The sequence below is a fragment of the Sinomonas flava genome, assembly GCF_039531875.1.
Lineage (GTDB): Bacteria > Actinomycetota > Actinomycetes > Actinomycetales > Micrococcaceae > Sinomonas > Sinomonas flava.
This window is the reverse complement of the sequence record NZ_BAAAQW010000006.1, coordinates 176,637-194,259: the sequence shown is the minus strand read 5'-3', so window position 1 is coordinate 194,259 and position 17,623 is coordinate 176,637. Positions and strand designations below refer to the sequence as shown.

Genomic DNA, 17,623 nt, shown 5'->3' with positions numbered 1-17,623 from the left:
CCGGCTCCTACTGTTCCCCCATGGTGATCCCCGTGATCGGCGCCCCTGCGCGCTCGTAGGCGAGCAGTACCGCTCCGTGGGGAAACGCCTGGGGCGGCTGCACGAACCGGAACGCGGCGGGCACCCCGGTGCCATCCGGGAACAGCCGCTTGCCCGAGCCGAAGGTCAGCGGGTAGACGAAGAGATTGAGGCGGTCGACGACGTCGGCCTCGAGGAGCGAGCGTCCCAATGCCGCGCTGCCGATGATGTGGATGTCCTCGAACCGGTCCTTGAGCGGAGCGACTTCTGCGGCGCCGGCCAGCACCGTCGTGCCCTTCCAGGATGCGTCGGTCAGCGTGCGCGAGACGACGAACTTGGGCAGGGCGTTCAGGGTCGATGCGATGTGGTCGTCCGGGCTCCGGAAGGGCCAGTAGGCGGCGAAGATGTCGTAGGTCTTGCGTCCCAGGAGCAGAGCGTCCATGCGGTCGATGCCCTCGACGATCGCGGCCCCGGCCTCCTCGTCGGAGTACGCCGCCTGCCACCCGCCGAACTCGAAGCCGCCCTCGCGGTCCTCGTCTGGGGCGCCCGGTGCCTGGTACACGCCATCGAGGGTGATGAACAGGTCGATGGAGAGGATGCCCATGGCGTGCTCCTTCAGGTCCCGGGTGGACACCAGCGTGACCACGATAGCGACCGGGCGCAGAGGAGGTCGAGAGGTCGGTGTGGGCGGCCGGCCGCATTCCTGCTCCGGGGACGGGACCCGCAACCACGGGGACGGGACCCCGCAAACACGGGGACGGGACCCCGCAAACACGGGGACGGGACCCCGCAACCACGGGGACGGGACCCCGCAACCGGGCGGGCGGGACGGGGCGGGGCGGCGCCCGGCGCCCGATGCCCCGGAGCCCAGCCCTACTCCGCCGCCGCGCCCGACCCGATCACTGCGACGCCCTTGATCTCGATGAGCGCCTCCTCCTGCCAGAGCCGGGTGATGCCGATCCCGGCCATGGCGGGGTACTCGCGGCCCGCCATCTCGCGCCACAGCCGCCCGATCTCGCGCCCGTTGGCCATGTAGTCGTCCACGTCGGTGAGGTAGATCGTCACGTCGACGAGGTCCTCGGGCTTCCCACCTGCCTCCTCCAGCGTGGCCAGGACGTTCCCGAACGCCTGCTTGAACTGCTCGACGATCCCGCCGGGCACGATCTTCATGTCCGCATCCAGGGCGGTCTGGCCGCCCAGGTACACGGTGTTCCCGACCTTGATCCCGTGCGCGTAGCCCGAGGGCTTGGGCAGCGACGCCGGGTTGATGGTCTCCTTGCGCGTCATGGTGGCCTCCATGGTGTCCTCCTGCATCCCTCGCGGGCTCGTTCCAGTGTGGGGCTAGTCACGGCGGTGTGAGCCGTGTTACGTTGAGCTTAGTTGACGAACGTCAAGAAAGCGACATACTCAGGAAAGTCGCTCGAGGACCCAGGGAGGAGCCCCATGGAACTGGCCACCATCCGGACCGCGGAGGGAACCCGTGCCGCCGTGCGCAGCGGGGACCAGTGGCTGCCGCTGGGCGCGCCGCACCTCAGCGCGCTCCTCACCGACGCCGCGTGGCGCACGACGGCGCAGGCCGCCCTCGCCGGGACCGCGCCGCACGCCGTGGCCCCGGTCGCGGTGGACGACGCCGAGCTCGTCCTCCCGCTCCCGGCCCCCCGCAAGGTGATCTGCTGCGGACTGAACTACGCCGACCACATCCTCGAGATGGGCCGCGACCTCCCCGAGCACCCCACCCTCTTCGCGAAGTTCGCCGACACGCTCACCGGCCCCACGGACGAGCTCGCCGTGCCGGCCGCCGCCCAGGGTGCGCTGGACTGGGAAGCCGAGCTCGCCGTCGTCGTGGGCGCCGAGCTGCGCAACGCCGGCGAGGAGGAGGCGCGGCAGGGGATCGCCGGCTACACCCTCGCGAACGACATCTCGGTGCGCGACTGGCAGAACCGCACCCTCCAGTGGTTCCAGGGCAAGGCCTGGGACGCCACAAACCCGCTGGGCCCGGTCCTCGTCACGGCGGACGCCCTCGATCCCGAGGCCGGCGTCGAGATCACCTGTGAGGTCAACGGCATCCGCCGCCAGACCGGCAACACCAAGACACTCGTCTTCAGCGCCCCCGCCCTCGTGGCCTACATCTCCCAGTTCACCGTGCTGCGCCCTGGCGACGTCATCCTGACCGGCACTCCCGGCGGCGTCGGCATGGGGATGAAGCCCCCGCGGTACCTCGCCGACGGCGACACGGTGGTGGTCGAGGCCCAGGGCCTGGGCCGCCTGGCCAACACCATCCGCTTCACCGACTGACACCGACACACTAGAGACAAGGCAAAGGAGCCACGATGACTCAGCAGACCGAGACCCAGCAGGCCCAGTACGCGACCGAGGGCGACAACTCCGTCTACGCGCAGCCCGACGGCCGTGTCGTGCCCGTCGTGACCCGCGCCGGGCAGGAGGACACATCCACGATGCAGTCCGGGCAGTGCGTGCGCGTCTCCGGCGTCTCGATCCAGCACACCCCTGCTACCAAGATCTGGTTCGGCCAGGTCTCCAACGAGCCCGGCTACCGCTCCTTCCCGCACCACCACGGGGAGGCCGAGACCGGCGGGTACGTGCTCCGCGGCCACGGCCGCATCTACTTCGGCGAGGGCTACAAGGACTACATCGACATGACCGCGGGGGACTGGGTCTTCGTCCCGCCGTTCATGCCGCACGTCGAGGCCAACATGTCCACCACCGAGGAGCTCGTCTGGCTCACCGCCCGCACGCCGGAGAACATCGTGGTGAACCTCGAGGACGTCGACGACTCCGAGCTCGAGGGGTTCCGTCGGGCATGAGCGCCGGGACCCAGGAGACGCGCACGACGCCGCGCGGCGGCACCGCGGAGACCCTCCTCGCCGCGCTTGAGCTGACCCCGGCGGAGCCGGAGCACTTCGATCTCGCCTTCACCGCGACCACGCAGCCCTGCCCGTGGCCCAAGGCCTACGGCGGCGACATGGTGGCCCAGGCCGCCGCGGCCGCGATGCTCTCCGCCGGGACGGACCGCCGCCTGCACTCGATGCACTCGTACTTCATGCGGCCGGTCGACATCGGCGCCGAGGTCCGGTACGAGGTCGAGCTGCTGCGCGACGGCCGCGGCTACTCGACTCGGCAGGTCCGCGGGTACCAGAACGGCAAGCCCGTCTACGCCGCGCTCGCCTCGTTCCAGGTGCCCGAGGACGGCGCCGAGCTCGCCCCCGCGATGCCCGCCGGCGTCCCGGCCCCCGAGACGCTGCCGACCTCGGCCGAGTACCTCGCGGACGTGGAGCCCGGAACCCGCGAGGCCGGCACCATGACCGAGGAGGCCAAGGCCTACTGGTCCGGCGGCCGCTCGTTCGACACGCGGCACGTCCCCGGCCCCGTGTACGTGCGGGTCGAGGGCGAGCCGGTGCCGCACCAGGCCGTGTGGGTCCGCGCCTTCAGCCCCCTCGAGGGCGCCACGGCCGGTGCCCTCACCGCGGACCAGCTCCACACCGCGGCGCTGGCCTACGTGTGCGACTACACGATCATCGAGCCCACCCTCCGGGCCCTAGGCCTCGCCTGGGCCGACCCGGGCCTCACGACCGCGAGCCTCGACCACGCCATGTGGTTCCACCGCCCGGCGCGCGTGGACGACTGGCTCCTCTACGTCCAGGAGGCCGCCGGCGCCCAGTCCGGGCGCGGCCTCGGCCTGGGCAGGTTCTACGACACTGACGGCCGCCTCGTCGCGACCGTGGCCCAGGAGGCCCTGGTCCGGCCCGGACACTGACGTCCCGGCCCCGGGCCCCCCGCCTCCACAGACCCCCACCCGTGCCCCACCCGCACATCACGAAAGGTGCGCCATGGCTCTCTCACCCTCCGCCCACGCGGACACGTTCGCGCGGGACAACCTTCCCCCGGCCGAGCAGTGGCCGACCTTCGAGTTCACCCTCCCCGAGCTCCAGTACCCCGACCGGCTCAACGCCGGTGCGGCGCTGATCGACCGCGCCGTCGAGCGCTTCGGCGCCAACCGCCCCGCCGTCATCGCCCCGGACGGCACCCGCTGGACCTACGGCGAGCTCCAGAGGCACGCCAACCAAGTCGCGCAGGTCCTCACCGAAGACCTCGGCCTCGTGCCCGGCAACCGGGTCCTCCTGCGCTCCCCGAACAACCCCTGGACGGTCGCCGCCTGGCTCGGCGTCCTCAAGGCCGGCGGGGTGGTCGTGACGACGATGCACGCCCTCCGCGCCCCCGAGATCGCCCAGATCCTCGAGCGGACCACACCCACCGTGGCGCTCGTGGACCACCGATTCGCCGAGGACCTCGACGCCGCGGTCGCCGGCCTCGGTGCCCCGGCCGCCGTCGTGCGCCCCACCGTCGTCCGGTACGGCGGCGAGGGCCCGGACGACCTCACCGCCCGCGCGGCGGCCAAGAGCGGGACGTTCGACGCCGTGCAGACCGCGGCGGACGACGTCGCCCTCCTGGGCCCCACCTCCGGCAGCACCGGGGTGCCCAAGGTGACCATGCACTTCCACCGCGACATCCTCGCCAACGCGGACACGTTCGCTCGGCACGTCCTGCAGCCCACCCCGGACGACGTCTTCGCCTGCTCGGCCCCGTTCGCGTTCACGTTCGGGCTCGGCTCCCTCGTGGTGTTCCCGCTGCGCTTCGGCGCCTCGGCGCTGCTGACCGAGCGCACGACGCCGGTCCAGCTCGCCGAGCTCGTCGCAGAGCACGGCGTCACGATCCTCGCCACTGCCCCGACCGCGTACCGGGCGATCCTCAAGGAGGGCCACGCGGATCTGCTCAAGGGCGTGCAGAAGGCGGTCTCGGCCGGCGAGCACCTCCCCCAGGAGACGTGGCAGCACGTCTACGAGGAGACCGGCCTCAAGCTCATCAACGGCATCGGCGCCACGGAGATGCTCCACGTCTTCATCTCCGCCGCAGGCGAGGACATCCGCCCCGGCGCCACGGGCCGCGCCGTCCCCGGCTACCGGGCCACCGTCCTCGACGACGAGGGCAACGAGGTGGCGCCCGGCGAGCTCGGGCGGCTCGCCGTCATCGGCCCGACCGGATGCCGGTACCTCGACGACGAGCGGCAGGCCTCCTACGTGGTCAACGGCTGGAACGTCACGGGCGACACCTTCTACCGCGACGCCGACGGCTACTTCTACTACCAGGCCCGCGCGGACGACATGATCGTCTCCTCCGGCTACAACATCGGCGCCCCCGAGGTCGAGGCCGCCATCAACGAGCACCCGGACGTCATGGAGTCCGGCGTCGTGGGCCGTCCCGACCCCGAGCGCGGCACCGTGGTGTGCGCGTTCATCGTCCTCCGCGAGGGCGTGGAGGGCGACGACGCCAAGCGGCGCGAGATCCAGGACTTCGTCAAGTCCCGCATTGCCCCCTACAAGTACCCGCGCGACGTCCGCTTCGTCGAAGCCCTCCCGCGCAACCCGAGCGGCAAGCTCCAGCACTACCGCCTGCGCGAGCAGGCCGCCACCAACGGCACCCAGGTTTGAGAGGAAGACTCCCCATGAAGATCGCAGTCATCGGCGGCGGCCCAGGCGGCCTGTACTTCTCCGCCCTCATGAAGCAGCTCGACCCGTCCCACCAGGTCACGGTGTGGGAGCGGAACCGGGCCGAGGACACCTTCGGCTTCGGGGTCGTGTTCTCCGACGAGACCCTCGGCGGGATCGGCAACGCGGACACGGTCGTCGCGGAGTACATGTCGGAGCGGTTCGCCCGCTGGACGGACATCGACATCACGCTCAACGGCGTCCGCCACACGGTGGGCGGACAGGGCTTCGCGGCCATGAGCCGCAAGGAGCTCCTGCAGCTCCTCCAGCGTCGCACCGCGGAGCTCGGCGTCGACGTCCGCTTCTCCACCGTCGCCCCCGACGTCGAGGAGCTCTCCCGCGACTACGACCTGGTCCTCGCGGCCGATGGCGTGAACTCGGCCGTGCGCGCGAAGTTCGCCGACTCGTTCGGGCCGAGCCTGGACGTGCGCCCCAACAAGTACATGTGGCTGGGCACGGACCTCGTGTTCGAGGCGTTCCAGTTCTTCGTCAAGGACACCCAGTGGGGCACCATGCAGATCCACGGGTACCCGTACTCCGACGAGGGCTCGACCTTCATCGTCGAGATGCACGAGGACGTGTGGCGCGCCGCCGGGTTCGACGAGACCGAGGGCACCGCCTTCCCGCCCGGCGTCTCCGACGAGAAGGCCATCGCCAAGGTCCGCCAGATCTTCGCCGAGGAGCTCGACGGCCACGAGGTCCTCGCGAACAACTCGAAGTGGATCAACTTCACGACCGTGCGCAACGCCTCGTGGCGCCACGGGAACGTGGTGCTCCTCGGCGATGCCGCCCACACTGCGCATTTCTCCATCGGCTCCGGCACCAAGCTCGCCATGGAGGACGCTCTCGCGCTCGCGGCCTGCCTGCACGAGCACCCCACCCTCGAGGCCTCCCTCGAGGCGTACGAGACCGAGCGGCGCCCCGTCGTCGAGTCCACTCAGCGCGCCGCCCAGGCGTCGCTCGAGTGGTTCGAGAACATCGGCATGTACACGTCCCAGGAGCCCACGCAGTTCTGCTTCAACCTCCTGACCCGTTCGCGCCGCATCACGCAGGAGAACCTGCGGCTGCGCGACCCGGAGTTCGCCGCGCAGGTCGACGCCTGGTTCGCCGCGTCCCAGGCCGCCGCCGGCCACGGCGACGGCGCGTCCCGCCCCGCGATGTTCCAGCCCTTCCGGATCGGCGGCCTCGAGCTGAAGAACCGCGTCGTCGTCTCCCCCATGGACATGTATTCCGCCGTGGACGGCGTCCCGGGCGACTTCCACCTCGCGCACCTGGGCTCCAAGGCCCTCGGCGGGGCCGGTCTCGTCATGACGGAGATGGTGTGCGTGTCCCCTGAGGGCCGCATCACCCCGGGCTGCGCCGGCCTCTACACGGACGGGCAGAAGGACGCCTGGGGTCGGATCGTGGACTTCGTCCACACCGCCTCGACCGCGAAGATCGGCGCGCAGATCGGCCACTCGGGCCGCAAGGGCTCCACGAAGCTCATGTGGGAGGGCATCGACCAGCCCCTGGAGTCGGGCAACTGGCAGACGGTCGCGCCGTCCGCCCTGGCCTACGGCCCGGAGAACCAGGTCCCGGCCGAGCTGGACCGGGCCGGCATGGACGCGATCCGGGACGAGTTCGTCGCCGCCGCCCGCCGCGCCGGGGAGGCCGGCTTCGACCTGCTCGAGGTCCACGCCGCGCACGGCTACCTGCTCTCCTCGTTCCTCTCCCCGGTCTCGAACCGCCGCGCCGACGAGCACGGCGGCAGCCTCGAGAACCGCCTGCGGTTCCCGCTCGAGGTGTTCGACGCCGTCCGCGCGGCCTTCCCGGCCGAGCGCCCCGTCACGGTCCGCATCTCCGCGGTGGACTGGCTGCCGGACGGCAACACGGTGGAGGACGCGGTCGAGATCGCCCAGGCCTTCGTGGCCCACGGCGCCGCAGCCGTGGACGTCTCCTCGGGCCAGATCGCCAAGGAGGAGAAGCCCGCGTTCGGCCGCTCGTACCAGACGCCGTTCGCGGACCGGATCCGCCAGGCCCTCGAGGGGACCGGCGCAGCCGTCATCGCCGTCGGCGCGATCTCGAGCTACGACGACGTCAACTCCATCCTCCTCGCCGGCCGCGCCGACCTCTGCGCCCTCGGCCGCACCCACCTGTACGACCCGAACTGGACGCTGCACGCCGCCGCCGAGCAGGACTACCGCGGCGACGGCGCGGAGTGGGTGCAGCAGTTCCGCGCCGGCCGGCGGAAGCCCCCGTCGGCTCGCACGGACGCCGTCCGCCCGCGGCTCTCGCTCCTGCGCGAGCCCGACGCCGACGAGCTGCCCACCCACCTGCGCTGGACCCCGGCGGCGGCCCGGAAGCACGAGGCCCTCGCGAACGCCTGACCCTTGTGGGGTCCCGTCCCGCCCGTTGTGGGGTCCCGTCCCGCCCTAGGATCGGGACGGGACCCCACAAACTCTCAGTGAATCGCACAACCCAGGAGGACTCCGTGACGGAGGCGAGCGGCGCCGTCGTGCGCGAAGCGGTGACCCGCACCGTCGAGTGGGTCGACACGGACGCGGCGGGGCACCACCACAACTCGTTCGTGCTGCGCAGCGTCGAGGCGGCCGAGGCGCGGCTGTTCCGGCGGCTCGGCGTGCTCGAGGCGTACTTCGGCGCGGCGCCGCGCGTGCGCCAGGAGGTCGACTACCTCTCCAAGCTCTACTTCGGGCAGGAGGCCACGACTGTCCTCGAGCTCGAGGCGATCGGCCGGTCCTCGATGACGTTCCGCTTCCAGGTCTGGGGCGAGGCGCACGACGGCGGCCCCTCCGGGCGCGTCGAGCGGCGCCTCGCGGCGTCGGGCCGGTTCGTGACGGTGCACGTGCCGAAGGACAGCGAGGCCTCCGCCCCGTGGCCCGAGGCTATCCGCGCAGCGGTGGAGGCTGAGGCAGCGGTGGAGGCTGGGGACGAAGCGCCCCATGGAGAGGCCACTGCCCCGGCATAGGCGCTCGGGCGGCTGCGTTCAGCTCCCGGAGCCGTCGTCCAGGACGGTGATGTCCAGGGGCATCCGGTTCTCGCGGCGGAGGCGTCCTGCCAGGACGCTGCGGATCCCGCGGGTCACCAGCGCCGGTCCTTTCAGCGCGCGGTACTCGGCGGCGTCGGACGTGACGAGGCCGAGGAGCGGGCGGGCCGCATCCTCGGGCGTCTGCCCCCACAGACCGACCACGACCTGCAGCGCGCCCAGCCGCTGCTCGTACCCGCGCTGTGACGTCACCCGTCCCAAGAGGTCCGTCGTCATCAGGCCTGGGTTCATGCCGTGGACCCGCACCCCGGTGCCCTTCGTCTCCAGCCTCAGCGTCTCGGTGAACTGGCGGACCCAGCGCTTGCTCGAGGCGTAGGCGTTCTGCAGGGCCACGGGACCGCGGTCGCCCTGGCCGTAGATGTTGACAAGGTCGCCGTGGCCCTGCGCGAGGAAAACCGGCAGCGCGGCCCGCGACCCATGGAAGGTGCCCAGGATGTTCGTGCGCACCACGCGCGTGAAGTCCTCCACCGGGGTGGACGCCGTGGGCCCGTAGACGCCGGAGATGCCGGCGTTGTTGACCCAGATGTCAAGCGTCCCGAGGCGGCGCGCCTCCTCGCGCAGGGCCTCGACGTCCGCCATCTCCCCGGTGTCGCAGCGGCGGCCGGCAGCCGTGATCCCTTCCGCGCGCAGGCGCTCGACGGCCTCCGCGACGTGGGGCTCGGACCTCGACGCCAGCACCACGGCGGCGCCGTGGCGGCCCAGCATTTGGGCGGCGGCGAATCCGAAGCCGCGGCTGGATCCCGTCACCACCGCCACGCGTCCTCGGAGCAGGTCCCGCTGAGCGTCCATGCTTACCTCATACGCTCCCGGCGTCCGGGAGGGAAGCCCGGAGGAGGCCGCGGCCTCCCCCCGGGTGGCCGGGCTAGAGCCTCTTGCCCGCGTCGAGGGAGGCGGCCATGAACTCGGCGATCACCTTCTGGGAGATGGCGACGTCGAGGACGAACACACCGTCCTCGCCCGTGGCGAGCCACTCCCTGAGGGCCTCGAGGTCGGCGAGGGTGTGGGCCTTCGCCCCGCGCGCGCCGAGGGCGCGCCCGAGGGCGGCGAAGTCGACCTCGTCGATGAGCATCGCTGTGGGGTCCAGCCCCTTGGAGGCGTACTGGTGCAGCTCGGCGCCGTAGGCGGAGTCATTGAGCACGACGACGACGCCGCGCCGCGTGGCCCGCAGGAAGGTCTCGAGATCGGCCAGGCCCATGAGCCCGCCGCCGTCGCCCGTGACGAGCACGGTGGTGCGGTCCGGGCGGGCGGCGGAGACGCCGGCGGCGGAGCCGAAGCCGAGCCCGATGCTCTGGAACGCGGTGCCGACCAGCACCATGGCCCGCGGATCCGGGACCGAGAGGTACATCGGCGCCCAGCCGATGAAGTGCCCGCCGTCCATGACCACCGACCGCTCCGTCGGGAGGATCTCCTCGAGCGCGGCGACGACGGCGCGCGGGTTGAGCCGCCCGTCGGGGCCGAATTCGGCAGGGTCCTCGACCGGCTCGGCGGAGTGGAAGGCCGCGTCGGCGGCCTCGGGCACCCGCGCCCGCCACGTCCGGGCGGCGTCCGCCGCGGGGATGCGCGCGGCCAGGCCGGCCAGCGCCGGGGCCAGGTCGGCCCGGAGGTAGTCGGTGACCTGCGGGTGGGCGAGGTCCTCCGCGGGCTCGTTGTCGATCCGGATCACCCGGGCACCCTCGGGGAACAGCGTGCCGTAACGGGACTGGAAGGCGTTCAGCGACGCGCCGGCCACGAGGACGACGTCGGCCTGCCGCGCGAGCTCGAGGCGGTGGGCCCGCGTGAACCCGCCCGCCACGCCGAGGTCCCACGGCGAGTCGACCACGCCGACGGCCATGACCGAGGTCATGAACAGCGCACCCAGCCGGTCGCCGAGCTTGCGCAGGGGCGCCGCGGCGTCGGCCAGGACGACCCCGCGGCCGGCGAGCACGAGCGGGCGCTCCGCGGCGCGGAGAAGGTCGGCGATCCGGTCCAGGTCGGCGGGGTCGGCGTACCAGGCCGCCTTGGCGGGCAGCGGCTCGAGGCCGGACTGCTCGGCAGCCAGGGGCGCGGTCCCGACGTCGTAGGGGATGGCGAGGACCACGGGCTGGACCGTCTGGCGGGCCAGGTCGAACGCGCGGTGCGCGACAGCGACAGCGTTCTCCGGGGTCGCCACGAGGGTGGCGACGCCGACGGCCGCCGCGGCCATCGTCTGGTCGATGTCGAACGGCCGGGGCCCGGTGGTCGGGGCATCCCCGACCACGAGGACGAGGGGGATGCGGGCCAGCCGCGCCTCAGCCAGGGCGGTGTAGGTGTTCGTGAAGCCCGCCCCGTAGGTGGTCGTGGCGACGCCGACCGTGCCGGTGGCCCGGTGCCACGCGTCCGCCATCGTGACGGTGGCGGCCTCGTGCCGGGCGGAGGTGAAGGGGAAGCCGGCGTAGGTGAGGTGGCTGATCAGGTGGGCGTTGCCGTTGCCCATGAGTCCGAACAGGTGCTGGGCGCGCTCCGCGATCACGTCCGCCACGGCGGTGGAGACGGTCGGGGCGCTCGCGGCGACGGCGGAGGCGGTCTGCTGGGAATCGGCGGTGGTGGTCATCTGGCCCCTCCTCGATGATGGGCTGCGCATCGGTTCCCCACGACGGTAAGTGTGAAAGACGTCACTGCACAAGCTCCTGTGTTTCGATGGCGCACGCTGTCACTTCTGCATGGTGAAAGCGGCTCTTGATGTGACAATTTGTCCATTCGGCTTCGCCGCCCTGCCGGATGCCGCCGCTGCGCGCTAGCCTCGTAGGGTGACTGAGGGGGCCCGGACTCCTCCGGCGGGCGCGGCCGCCGAGCACGCGCCCGGTGGCGTGCATCCGCCGTCGGACGGCATGCGCGTCTTCGTCGCCCTGCTCGCCAACACGATGGTCGCGAACGTCACGACCAGCTACCTGTGGTTCGCCCTCACCTTCTGGGTCTACCTCGAGACGCGGTCCGTGCTCGCCACCGGGATCGTGGGCGGCGCGTACATGCTGCTGGTCGCGGTGTTCGCGATGTACTTCGGGACGATGGTCGACCGGCACCGGAAGCACCGCGTCATGGTGCTCTCGAGCGTCGTCCCGCCCGGGGCGTTCCTCGTGGCCGCCGCTGTCTACCTCCTCCAGCCTGAGTCCGCGATCGTGGACCTCGCCGGGATGTGGTTCTGGATCTTCTCAGGCGTCATCCTGCTCGGCTCAGTCGTGGAGCAGCTGCGCAACATCGCGCTCTCGACGACGGTGACCCTCCTGGTGCCGGTGGAGCGGCATGCGAACGCCAACGGCATGGTGGGCACGGTCCAGGGGCTGGCGTTCATCACGACGAGCGTGTTCAGCGGGCTCTCGGTCGGCCTGCTGGGGATGGGGTGGACGCTGGCGATCGCCGTTGCCCTCACGCTCGTCACGCTCGTGCACCTGATGTTCGTGCGCATCCCCGAGGAGAGGCCGGCCCCGGAGGGAGGGAAGGCGCCTTCGGTGGACATCCGCGGCAGCCTCGCCGCCATCCGCGGCGTGCCCGGGCTCTTCGCCCTGATCCTGTTCACGACCTTCAACAACCTCATCGGCGGCGTCTACATGGCGCTCATGGACCCGTACGGGCTGACGCTGTTCTCGGTGGAGCTCTGGGGCGTCGTGCTGGGCGTGACGTCCACGGGGTTCCTCATCGGAGGCGCGGCCATCGCGAAGTTCGGGCTGGGCAGGAACCCCGTGCGCACCATGCTGCTCATGGTCGTCGCCATGGGCCTCCTCGGCGCTCTCTTCACCATCCGCGAGTGGTGGTGGGTCTATGCGCTCGGCATCTTCGCCTACATGACGCTCATCCCCGCCGTCGAGGCCTCCGAGCAGACCGTGATCCAGAGGGTCGTCCCGTACCGGCGGCAGGGCCGGGTCTTCGGATTCGCCTCCGCGTTCGAGGCCGCGGCAGCGCCGATCACCTCGTTCCTCATCGCGCCCATCGCGCAGTTCTGGATCATCCCGTACATGGCGTCCGACGGCGGCCGCCAGACGTGGGGGTGGCTGCTCGGCGAGGGCCAGGCCCGGGGGATCGCCCTCGTCTTCCTGGCCAGCGGGCTCCTGCTCACGGCGCTCGCGGTGATGGCCTTCAGCACCCGCTCCTACCGGCTCATCTCGCGCGAGTACCAGGGGACGCCGGTGTCCACGTCCGAGCCGGGATCCTGAGCGCCGCTGCCGCCTGGATGTGCCCCCGTTCCGGACGTCCCGCGCCGAGGCACGGGCCGCGTCCGGAACGGGGGCACATTCTTCTGCGCGTCCAGCCGGGCCTACCCGCTGAACGCGAACCGCTCCTGGAGCCGCGTGCCCGTCCGGTCGGGGTTGAGCAGGAGGACGCTGAGCGCCCCCACGAGGACGAGGTACACCCCGATGGCCCAGAACGAGGTGTCCATGCCCGCCCCCAGCCGGGCGATCATCTCCGCCGACTCCTTGACGCCCTTCGGCGCCGGGACGTAGCCGGCCGCGTCCATGAGGCCGCCCACCATCGCGGGGGCGATCACGCCGCCGAGCGAGGCGAGGCCGGTGAGGGTGGCCATGACCGCGGCCCGCTGCTTGGAGCTGACGCAGAAGGCCACGGCGGTGGGGGCGAGCGGGTAGATCATCGCGAGGCCCGCGCCGACGGTCACGACGGCGATGGCGGCTGCTCCCTGCAGCCCCGGCAGGAGCAGGAAGCACACGCCGGAGACCAGGAGCGTCCCGCCGAACAGTGCCCCGAGCGCCCACCGCACCGTGACCCCGCGGCGCATGAGGAACCGCGACGCGTACCCGAGCGCCAGGAGCGCGAGTGCGCCGACGATCCACGGCAGGGTCGAGAGCGCCCCGATCGCCTCGGGGGAGACCGCCACGATCGAGGAGAGGTACTTGGGCGACCACGTCGTGAGGAAGCCCTGCGCCCAGAAGCAGCCGGCGCCGGCGAGGACGGCGACCGCGAACATCCGCGTGCCCAGGATCCGCCGGATCGGCACGATCCCGAGCGCATCCGCCCGGTCCGCGATGCTCCCTGACGTGGCGGTGCCGGCTTCCGCCGGTCCCGCTGGCACAGCCGGCGCCGCCGCGACTGCCGGTGCCCCCGCGGTGGCGGCGGTGCCGCGGCGCCGGGCCGTGTGGCTGAACGGCCCGTCCCGGCCCACGAGCAGCCAGGCCAGGGACCAGACCAGCCCGAGGACCCCGAGGAAGCCGAACGCCCAGCGCCATCCGAGCTCGGGATGCGCGATGATCCAGGCGAGCACGGGCGCGGCGATGATGGGCCCGAGCGTCGAGCCGGCGGCCACGAGGCTGCTGGGCAGGCCCCGCTCGGCCGGCGCGAACCAGCCGTGCACGTGCTGGAGCGTGATGGGCGTGGCCGGGCCCTCGGCGGCGCCGAGCATGATGCGGGTGACGAGCAGGACCGCGGCACCGCCGCCGGCCAGCATCGGGAACTGGATGACGGCCCACGCGACGCCCATGCTGAGCAGGAGCCACTTCGTCGGGACCCGGGCTGCGACGAACCCCACCACCACGGCCGAGATCGCGAAGAGGAAGAAGAAGGAGCTGCCGATCATCCCGAACTCGCCCGCGGTGAGGCCGAGCTCGCGGATCGCCGGGTCGGCCACGAGGCCCAGGACGGCCTTGTCCGCGAAGTTGATGATCTGGAACACCACGAGCAGGGCCGTGACCAGCCACGCGCGCCGGTTCATGCGGCCGTTCGCGATGGCCCCGCGCAGGGTGTGGTCGGCGACCTGCGGCGCGGCGCTCACGCGTTGCTCCCGGCGAGCTCGTGGCGGACGACGCCGGCCGGGTCGCCTTGGGTGCCGATGCGGAAGACGTCGTTGTCCTCGGCGATCCGGACCGGCCCCGCGAAGTCGACGCGGGCGCCGGCAAGGATGGCCGCGAGGTCCGCGGCGCCGGGCGTGTTCGGGACGATGTGGTGCAGGACGAGCTCGCCCACTCCCGCGCGGGCGGCGACCTTGCCGACCTCGCTGTAGGGGGTGTGCGACTCGCGCAGGTGCACCTCGATGCCGGCGCGGGTAGGGCCGTCGGGGAAGGTCGCGAGAATGGAGTCCAGGTCGATGACCTCGTGCAGGAGGAGGTCGGCGCCGCGTGCGAGGCGGACGAGGTTCGGCGACGGCGCGGTGTCGCCGGAGACCACGACCGAGCCGTAGCGCGAGTCGACGCGGAAGGCGAAGGCCGGGTAGCAGAGCCGGTGGTCCACGAGGGCCGCGGTGATGCTCACCAGCTCGTCGCGGTACACCTCGAACGGCTCCGTCTCGGGATGCCGAGTGGCCTCGTCGGCGCCGGCACCGCCGGGCACGGCGATGTCCTCGGCGAGGATCCATGCGCGTGGGTCGCCCCGGCGCTCGTCCTCGCGCCGGACGGCGACATCGGAGGCGAACACGGTGCCCAGGAGGGCCTCGACGATCTCGGTGGTCGACGCGGTGGTGCACCCTTCGGTTCCGACGGAGGCCGTGCCGGGGCCGAGGACACGCACCGGGCGGGAGAACGACTCGCCCGGCACCTCCCAGCCCGTCACGAGGTAGGCGCCGAGGTCGTAGAGGTGGTCGGAATGGTGGTGCGTGAGGAGGACGGCGCGGAGGGCGCCCCAGGTCGAGTGGGAGCGGTAGTTGCGGATGCTGCCCATCCCGGCGTCGATGACGTAGGTGGCGCCGTCGACGGTGACGGCGGTGGAGGTTCCGGCGCGGCTGGAGGAGACGATGGGGCCGCCGCCGGTGCCGAGGGCGTGGACGGTCATGCCGGGCGTGGGGGGAGAGGTCATGGCGTGGCCTTTCTTCGGGTCTGGGGGTGTGGGCAGTCCGCTGGCCAGCGTGTGACGAACACCATATACACCATTTTTGGCGATCGCAATGGGTATTGCATAAGGGTCTGGGGGCGTGCCATGCTGGCCGGACCTTCCACCGAAGAAAGGAACAGGCAATGGAGCCGACGAGCCAGGAGATCATCCTCGGAGACCTTCCCAAGGGCATCACGCTCGCGAGCGAGGCCATGGGCAACAAGACGTGGAACGTCCTCGGGCACACGTACCTGGCCAAGGTCGAGTCCGCCACCAGCTTCGCCTGGCTGTCCCTCGACCCCACCGGGACCGGCGTTCCGCCGCACGTGCACCCGACCCAGGACGAGCACATCTATGTCCTCGAGGGGACGTACACGCTGTACCTCGACGGGGAGTGGACCACGGCAGGCCCCGGGGACACCGTCCGCATGCCCAAGGGGCTCCCGCACGCCTACTACAACAAGGGCGAGACCCCCGGTAAGTCGCTCTTCTGGGTCAGCCCGGCCGGCCAGCTCAGCAGGCTCTTCGACGAGCTGCACAACCTCGACGACCCCAAGGAGGTCGTGCGCCTCTCGGCCCTGCGCGACGTGGACTTCCTCCCGCCGGGCTCCGTCCCGGGCGCCTGAGGCGAGGGACCCGCATGAACCGGCCCGACGGCGTCGTGCGCTACGGCTCCCACCCCGACCAGCGCGTCGAGCTCCACGACCCGGCCGAGGGCAGCCAGCCCCGCGGGGTGGCGCTCGTGGTCCACGGCGGCTACTGGCGCGAGCGCTTCACGCTCGCGCTCATGCGCCCGCTCGCCGCGGACCTCGTGGCGCGCGGCTGGGCGGTGGCGAACGTGGAGTACCGGCGCGGTGCGTCGGGCCCATGGCCCGCGCCCGACGACGACGTCCGGGCCGCCGCTGCTGCCGTCGCCGCCAGTGCGTGGCGCTGGAGCTGGGGCGGCCCGCTGGTCGGGATCGGGCACTCCGTCGGCGGCCAGCTCGTGCTGCTCGCATCGGGTGAGCTCGACAGTGCGGTCGCCCTCGCACCGGTGACCGACGCTGGGCGGGCGTGGGCCGAGGGCCTGGGCGACGGCGCCGCCGCCGAGTTCTTCGGAGCGGGACCGACGGAGCTCCCCGGCGCCTACGCGGAGGCCTCGCCGATCCGCCGGCTGCCCCCGGGATGCCCCGTCCTCGCCGTGCACGGCGACGCCGACGACCGGGTGCCGCTCGCGCACTCCCTCGACTACGTGCGCGCGGCCTCCGGCGCCGGCGGCAGCCCCGTCGGCCTGCTCGAGGTACCTGGCCTGACCCATCTGGGTGCCATCGACCCGGCGGCGCCGCACTGGGAGGCGACGGTCGGCTGGATGGCGGGGGCCGCCGTCGTGCGCTGAGCGCCGGGGATCACGCGGCCTCGAGGGCCCTGCGGGCGTGCCGCCCCGCGGGGCCGGCCAGCTGCGCGTGCAGGCGCAGGAACGCCGCCTTCGCTCGGGGCGCCTTCCAGCCCTCCGGCAGGTACTCGAGCGGGATGTTCGGATCGCGGTAGGGGAACCGGCGCCAGCGCGTGAGCATGGGCACGTAGGCGGCGAACGCGGCCAGATCCGCCTCCGGGCCGTCCGGCGCGGGGGCCTCGAGGTGCTCGTAGTCGCCGATGAACGCGGCATACTGCTCGTCCAGGGCGCCCAGGTCCCACCACTGCCCGACCTTCGCCCGGATGTCCGCGCCCGTGAGGTACTCCCCGGCGAAGCACTCGGTGTAGCCGTCGAGGCCCCGCGCCGCGAGCCGTGCCCTTGCCTGGTCGAGGACGGTCCGCGGCGCGATCGCAACCCCGGCCGCGACGAAGCCGAAGCCCAGGCTCGCGAGCTCGCTGCGCAGCTCGTAGCGGCGGTTGCGCTCCGCCTCGGGCACGGAGAAGACGACGAGGGACCACGGGTCCCCCGGGACGGAGCGCACGGGGGCGAAGATCCGCTCGTCGTCGGCGCGGAACAGGTCCAGGACGTCGGGGGAGAGGGCGTAGAGGCTCGTCCCGCCGGCCCGGCGCTGGTCCAGGATCCCCTTGCCCTTCAGGCGGGAGACCGTGGCGCGCGCCGCCTGCCCGTCCACGCCCACCCCGTCGAGCAGCCGCACGAGCCCGGCCACGGGCAGTTCGCCGGTGCGCGGGTCGGCGTAGAGGCCGTAGAGGGTGACCACGAGCTCCTGGACGAGCGGGGTCGGGCGCGGCGGCATCTTCTTCCTCAGGACGGCGGCGGGGT

Annotated in this window: 16 protein-coding genes; 9 read left to right on the top strand and 7 right to left on the bottom strand. The window is 72.3% G+C overall.

The window, feature by feature from the left end:
- Positions 1–7: 7 nt before the first annotated feature.
- Both ABD298_RS12195 and ABD298_RS12190 read right to left on the bottom strand, forming a co-directional pair.
- Complete coding sequence (locus ABD298_RS12195; RefSeq protein WP_344299982.1) at positions 8–622, bottom strand: dihydrofolate reductase family protein; 615 nt, start codon at positions 620–622, stop codon at positions 8–10.
- Between the two features lie 269 nt (positions 623–891).
- Positions 892–1,317: a RidA family protein gene (locus ABD298_RS12190; protein ID WP_255405438.1), complete on the bottom strand. Its 426-nt coding sequence runs from the start codon at positions 1,315–1,317 to the stop codon at positions 892–894.
- 144 nt (positions 1,318–1,461) lie between these two features.
- On the opposite strand from ABD298_RS12190, the gene ABD298_RS12185 reads away from it, so the two are divergent.
- The 6 genes from ABD298_RS12185 (at position 1,462) to ABD298_RS12160 (ending at position 8,547) form a co-directional block, all read left to right on the top strand.
- On the top strand, positions 1,462–2,313 hold the full coding sequence (locus ABD298_RS12185; RefSeq protein WP_344299981.1) for a fumarylacetoacetate hydrolase family protein: 852 nt from the start codon (positions 1,462–1,464) through the stop codon (positions 2,311–2,313).
- 35 nt (positions 2,314–2,348) lie between these two features.
- A complete protein-coding gene (locus ABD298_RS12180) occupies positions 2,349–2,843 on the top strand; it encodes a cupin domain-containing protein (RefSeq protein WP_344299980.1) in 495 nt (164 codons plus the stop codon).
- A complete protein-coding gene (locus ABD298_RS12175) occupies positions 2,840–3,793 on the top strand; it encodes an acyl-CoA thioesterase (protein WP_344299979.1) in 954 nt (317 codons plus the stop codon). Before ABD298_RS12180 ends, ABD298_RS12175 begins: the two co-directional genes overlap by 4 nt.
- Before the next feature lie 73 nt (positions 3,794–3,866).
- Entirely contained in the window at positions 3,867–5,525 is a 1,659-nt protein-coding gene (locus ABD298_RS12170; RefSeq protein WP_344299977.1) for an AMP-binding protein, read from the top strand.
- A 14-nt stretch (positions 5,526–5,539) separates the two neighbouring features.
- On the top strand, positions 5,540–7,948 hold the full coding sequence (locus tag ABD298_RS12165) for a bifunctional salicylyl-CoA 5-hydroxylase/oxidoreductase (protein WP_344299976.1): 2,409 nt from the start codon (positions 5,540–5,542) through the stop codon (positions 7,946–7,948).
- Between the two features lie 104 nt (positions 7,949–8,052).
- Entirely contained in the window at positions 8,053–8,547 is a 495-nt protein-coding gene (locus ABD298_RS12160) for an acyl-CoA thioesterase (RefSeq protein ID WP_344299975.1), read from the top strand.
- 18 nt (positions 8,548–8,565) lie between these two features.
- Here ABD298_RS12160 and ABD298_RS12155 read toward each other — a convergent pair whose 3' ends face one another.
- Entirely contained in the window at positions 8,566–9,414 is an 849-nt protein-coding gene (locus ABD298_RS12155) for an SDR family NAD(P)-dependent oxidoreductase (RefSeq protein ID WP_344299974.1), read from the bottom strand.
- A 73-nt stretch (positions 9,415–9,487) separates the two neighbouring features.
- A complete protein-coding gene (locus ABD298_RS12150; RefSeq protein WP_344299973.1) occupies positions 9,488–11,194 on the bottom strand; it encodes a thiamine pyrophosphate-binding protein in 1,707 nt (568 codons plus the stop codon).
- A 277-nt stretch (positions 11,195–11,471) separates the two neighbouring features.
- Here ABD298_RS12150 and ABD298_RS12145 point away from each other — a divergent pair, with 277 nt between their 5' ends.
- On the top strand, positions 11,472–12,791 hold the full coding sequence (locus tag ABD298_RS12145; RefSeq protein WP_344300200.1) for an MFS transporter: 1,320 nt from the start codon (positions 11,472–11,474) through the stop codon (positions 12,789–12,791).
- A 101-nt stretch (positions 12,792–12,892) separates the two neighbouring features.
- Here ABD298_RS12145 and ABD298_RS12140 read toward each other — a convergent pair whose 3' ends face one another.
- Both ABD298_RS12140 and ABD298_RS12135 read right to left on the bottom strand, forming a co-directional pair.
- A complete protein-coding gene (locus ABD298_RS12140; RefSeq protein ID WP_344299972.1) occupies positions 12,893–14,359 on the bottom strand; it encodes an MFS transporter in 1,467 nt (488 codons plus the stop codon).
- Positions 14,356–15,375: an MBL fold metallo-hydrolase gene (locus ABD298_RS12135; RefSeq protein WP_344299971.1), complete on the bottom strand. Its 1,020-nt coding sequence runs from the start codon at positions 15,373–15,375 to the stop codon at positions 14,356–14,358. Before ABD298_RS12135 ends, ABD298_RS12140 begins: the two co-directional genes overlap by 4 nt.
- Positions 15,376–15,533: 158 nt before the next feature.
- Here ABD298_RS12135 and ABD298_RS12130 point away from each other — a divergent pair, with 158 nt between their 5' ends.
- The gene (locus tag ABD298_RS12130) at positions 15,534–16,016 is read left to right on the top strand and encodes a cupin domain-containing protein (protein ID WP_344299969.1); all 483 of its coding nucleotides are present in this window, start codon (positions 15,534–15,536) and stop codon (positions 16,014–16,016) included.
- Between the two features lie 14 nt (positions 16,017–16,030).
- Entirely contained in the window at positions 16,031–16,765 is a 735-nt protein-coding gene (locus ABD298_RS12125; protein WP_344299968.1) for an alpha/beta hydrolase family protein, read from the top strand.
- 10 nt (positions 16,766–16,775) lie between these two features.
- Here the strand turns inward: ABD298_RS12125 and ABD298_RS12120 are convergent, their stop codons facing one another.
- Positions 16,776–17,597 carry a PaaX family transcriptional regulator gene (locus ABD298_RS12120; RefSeq protein WP_344299966.1) on the bottom strand — a complete coding sequence of 274 codons (822 nt, stop codon included), beginning with the start codon at positions 17,595–17,597 and terminating at the stop codon, positions 16,776–16,778.
- Positions 17,598–17,623 lie beyond the last annotated feature (26 nt).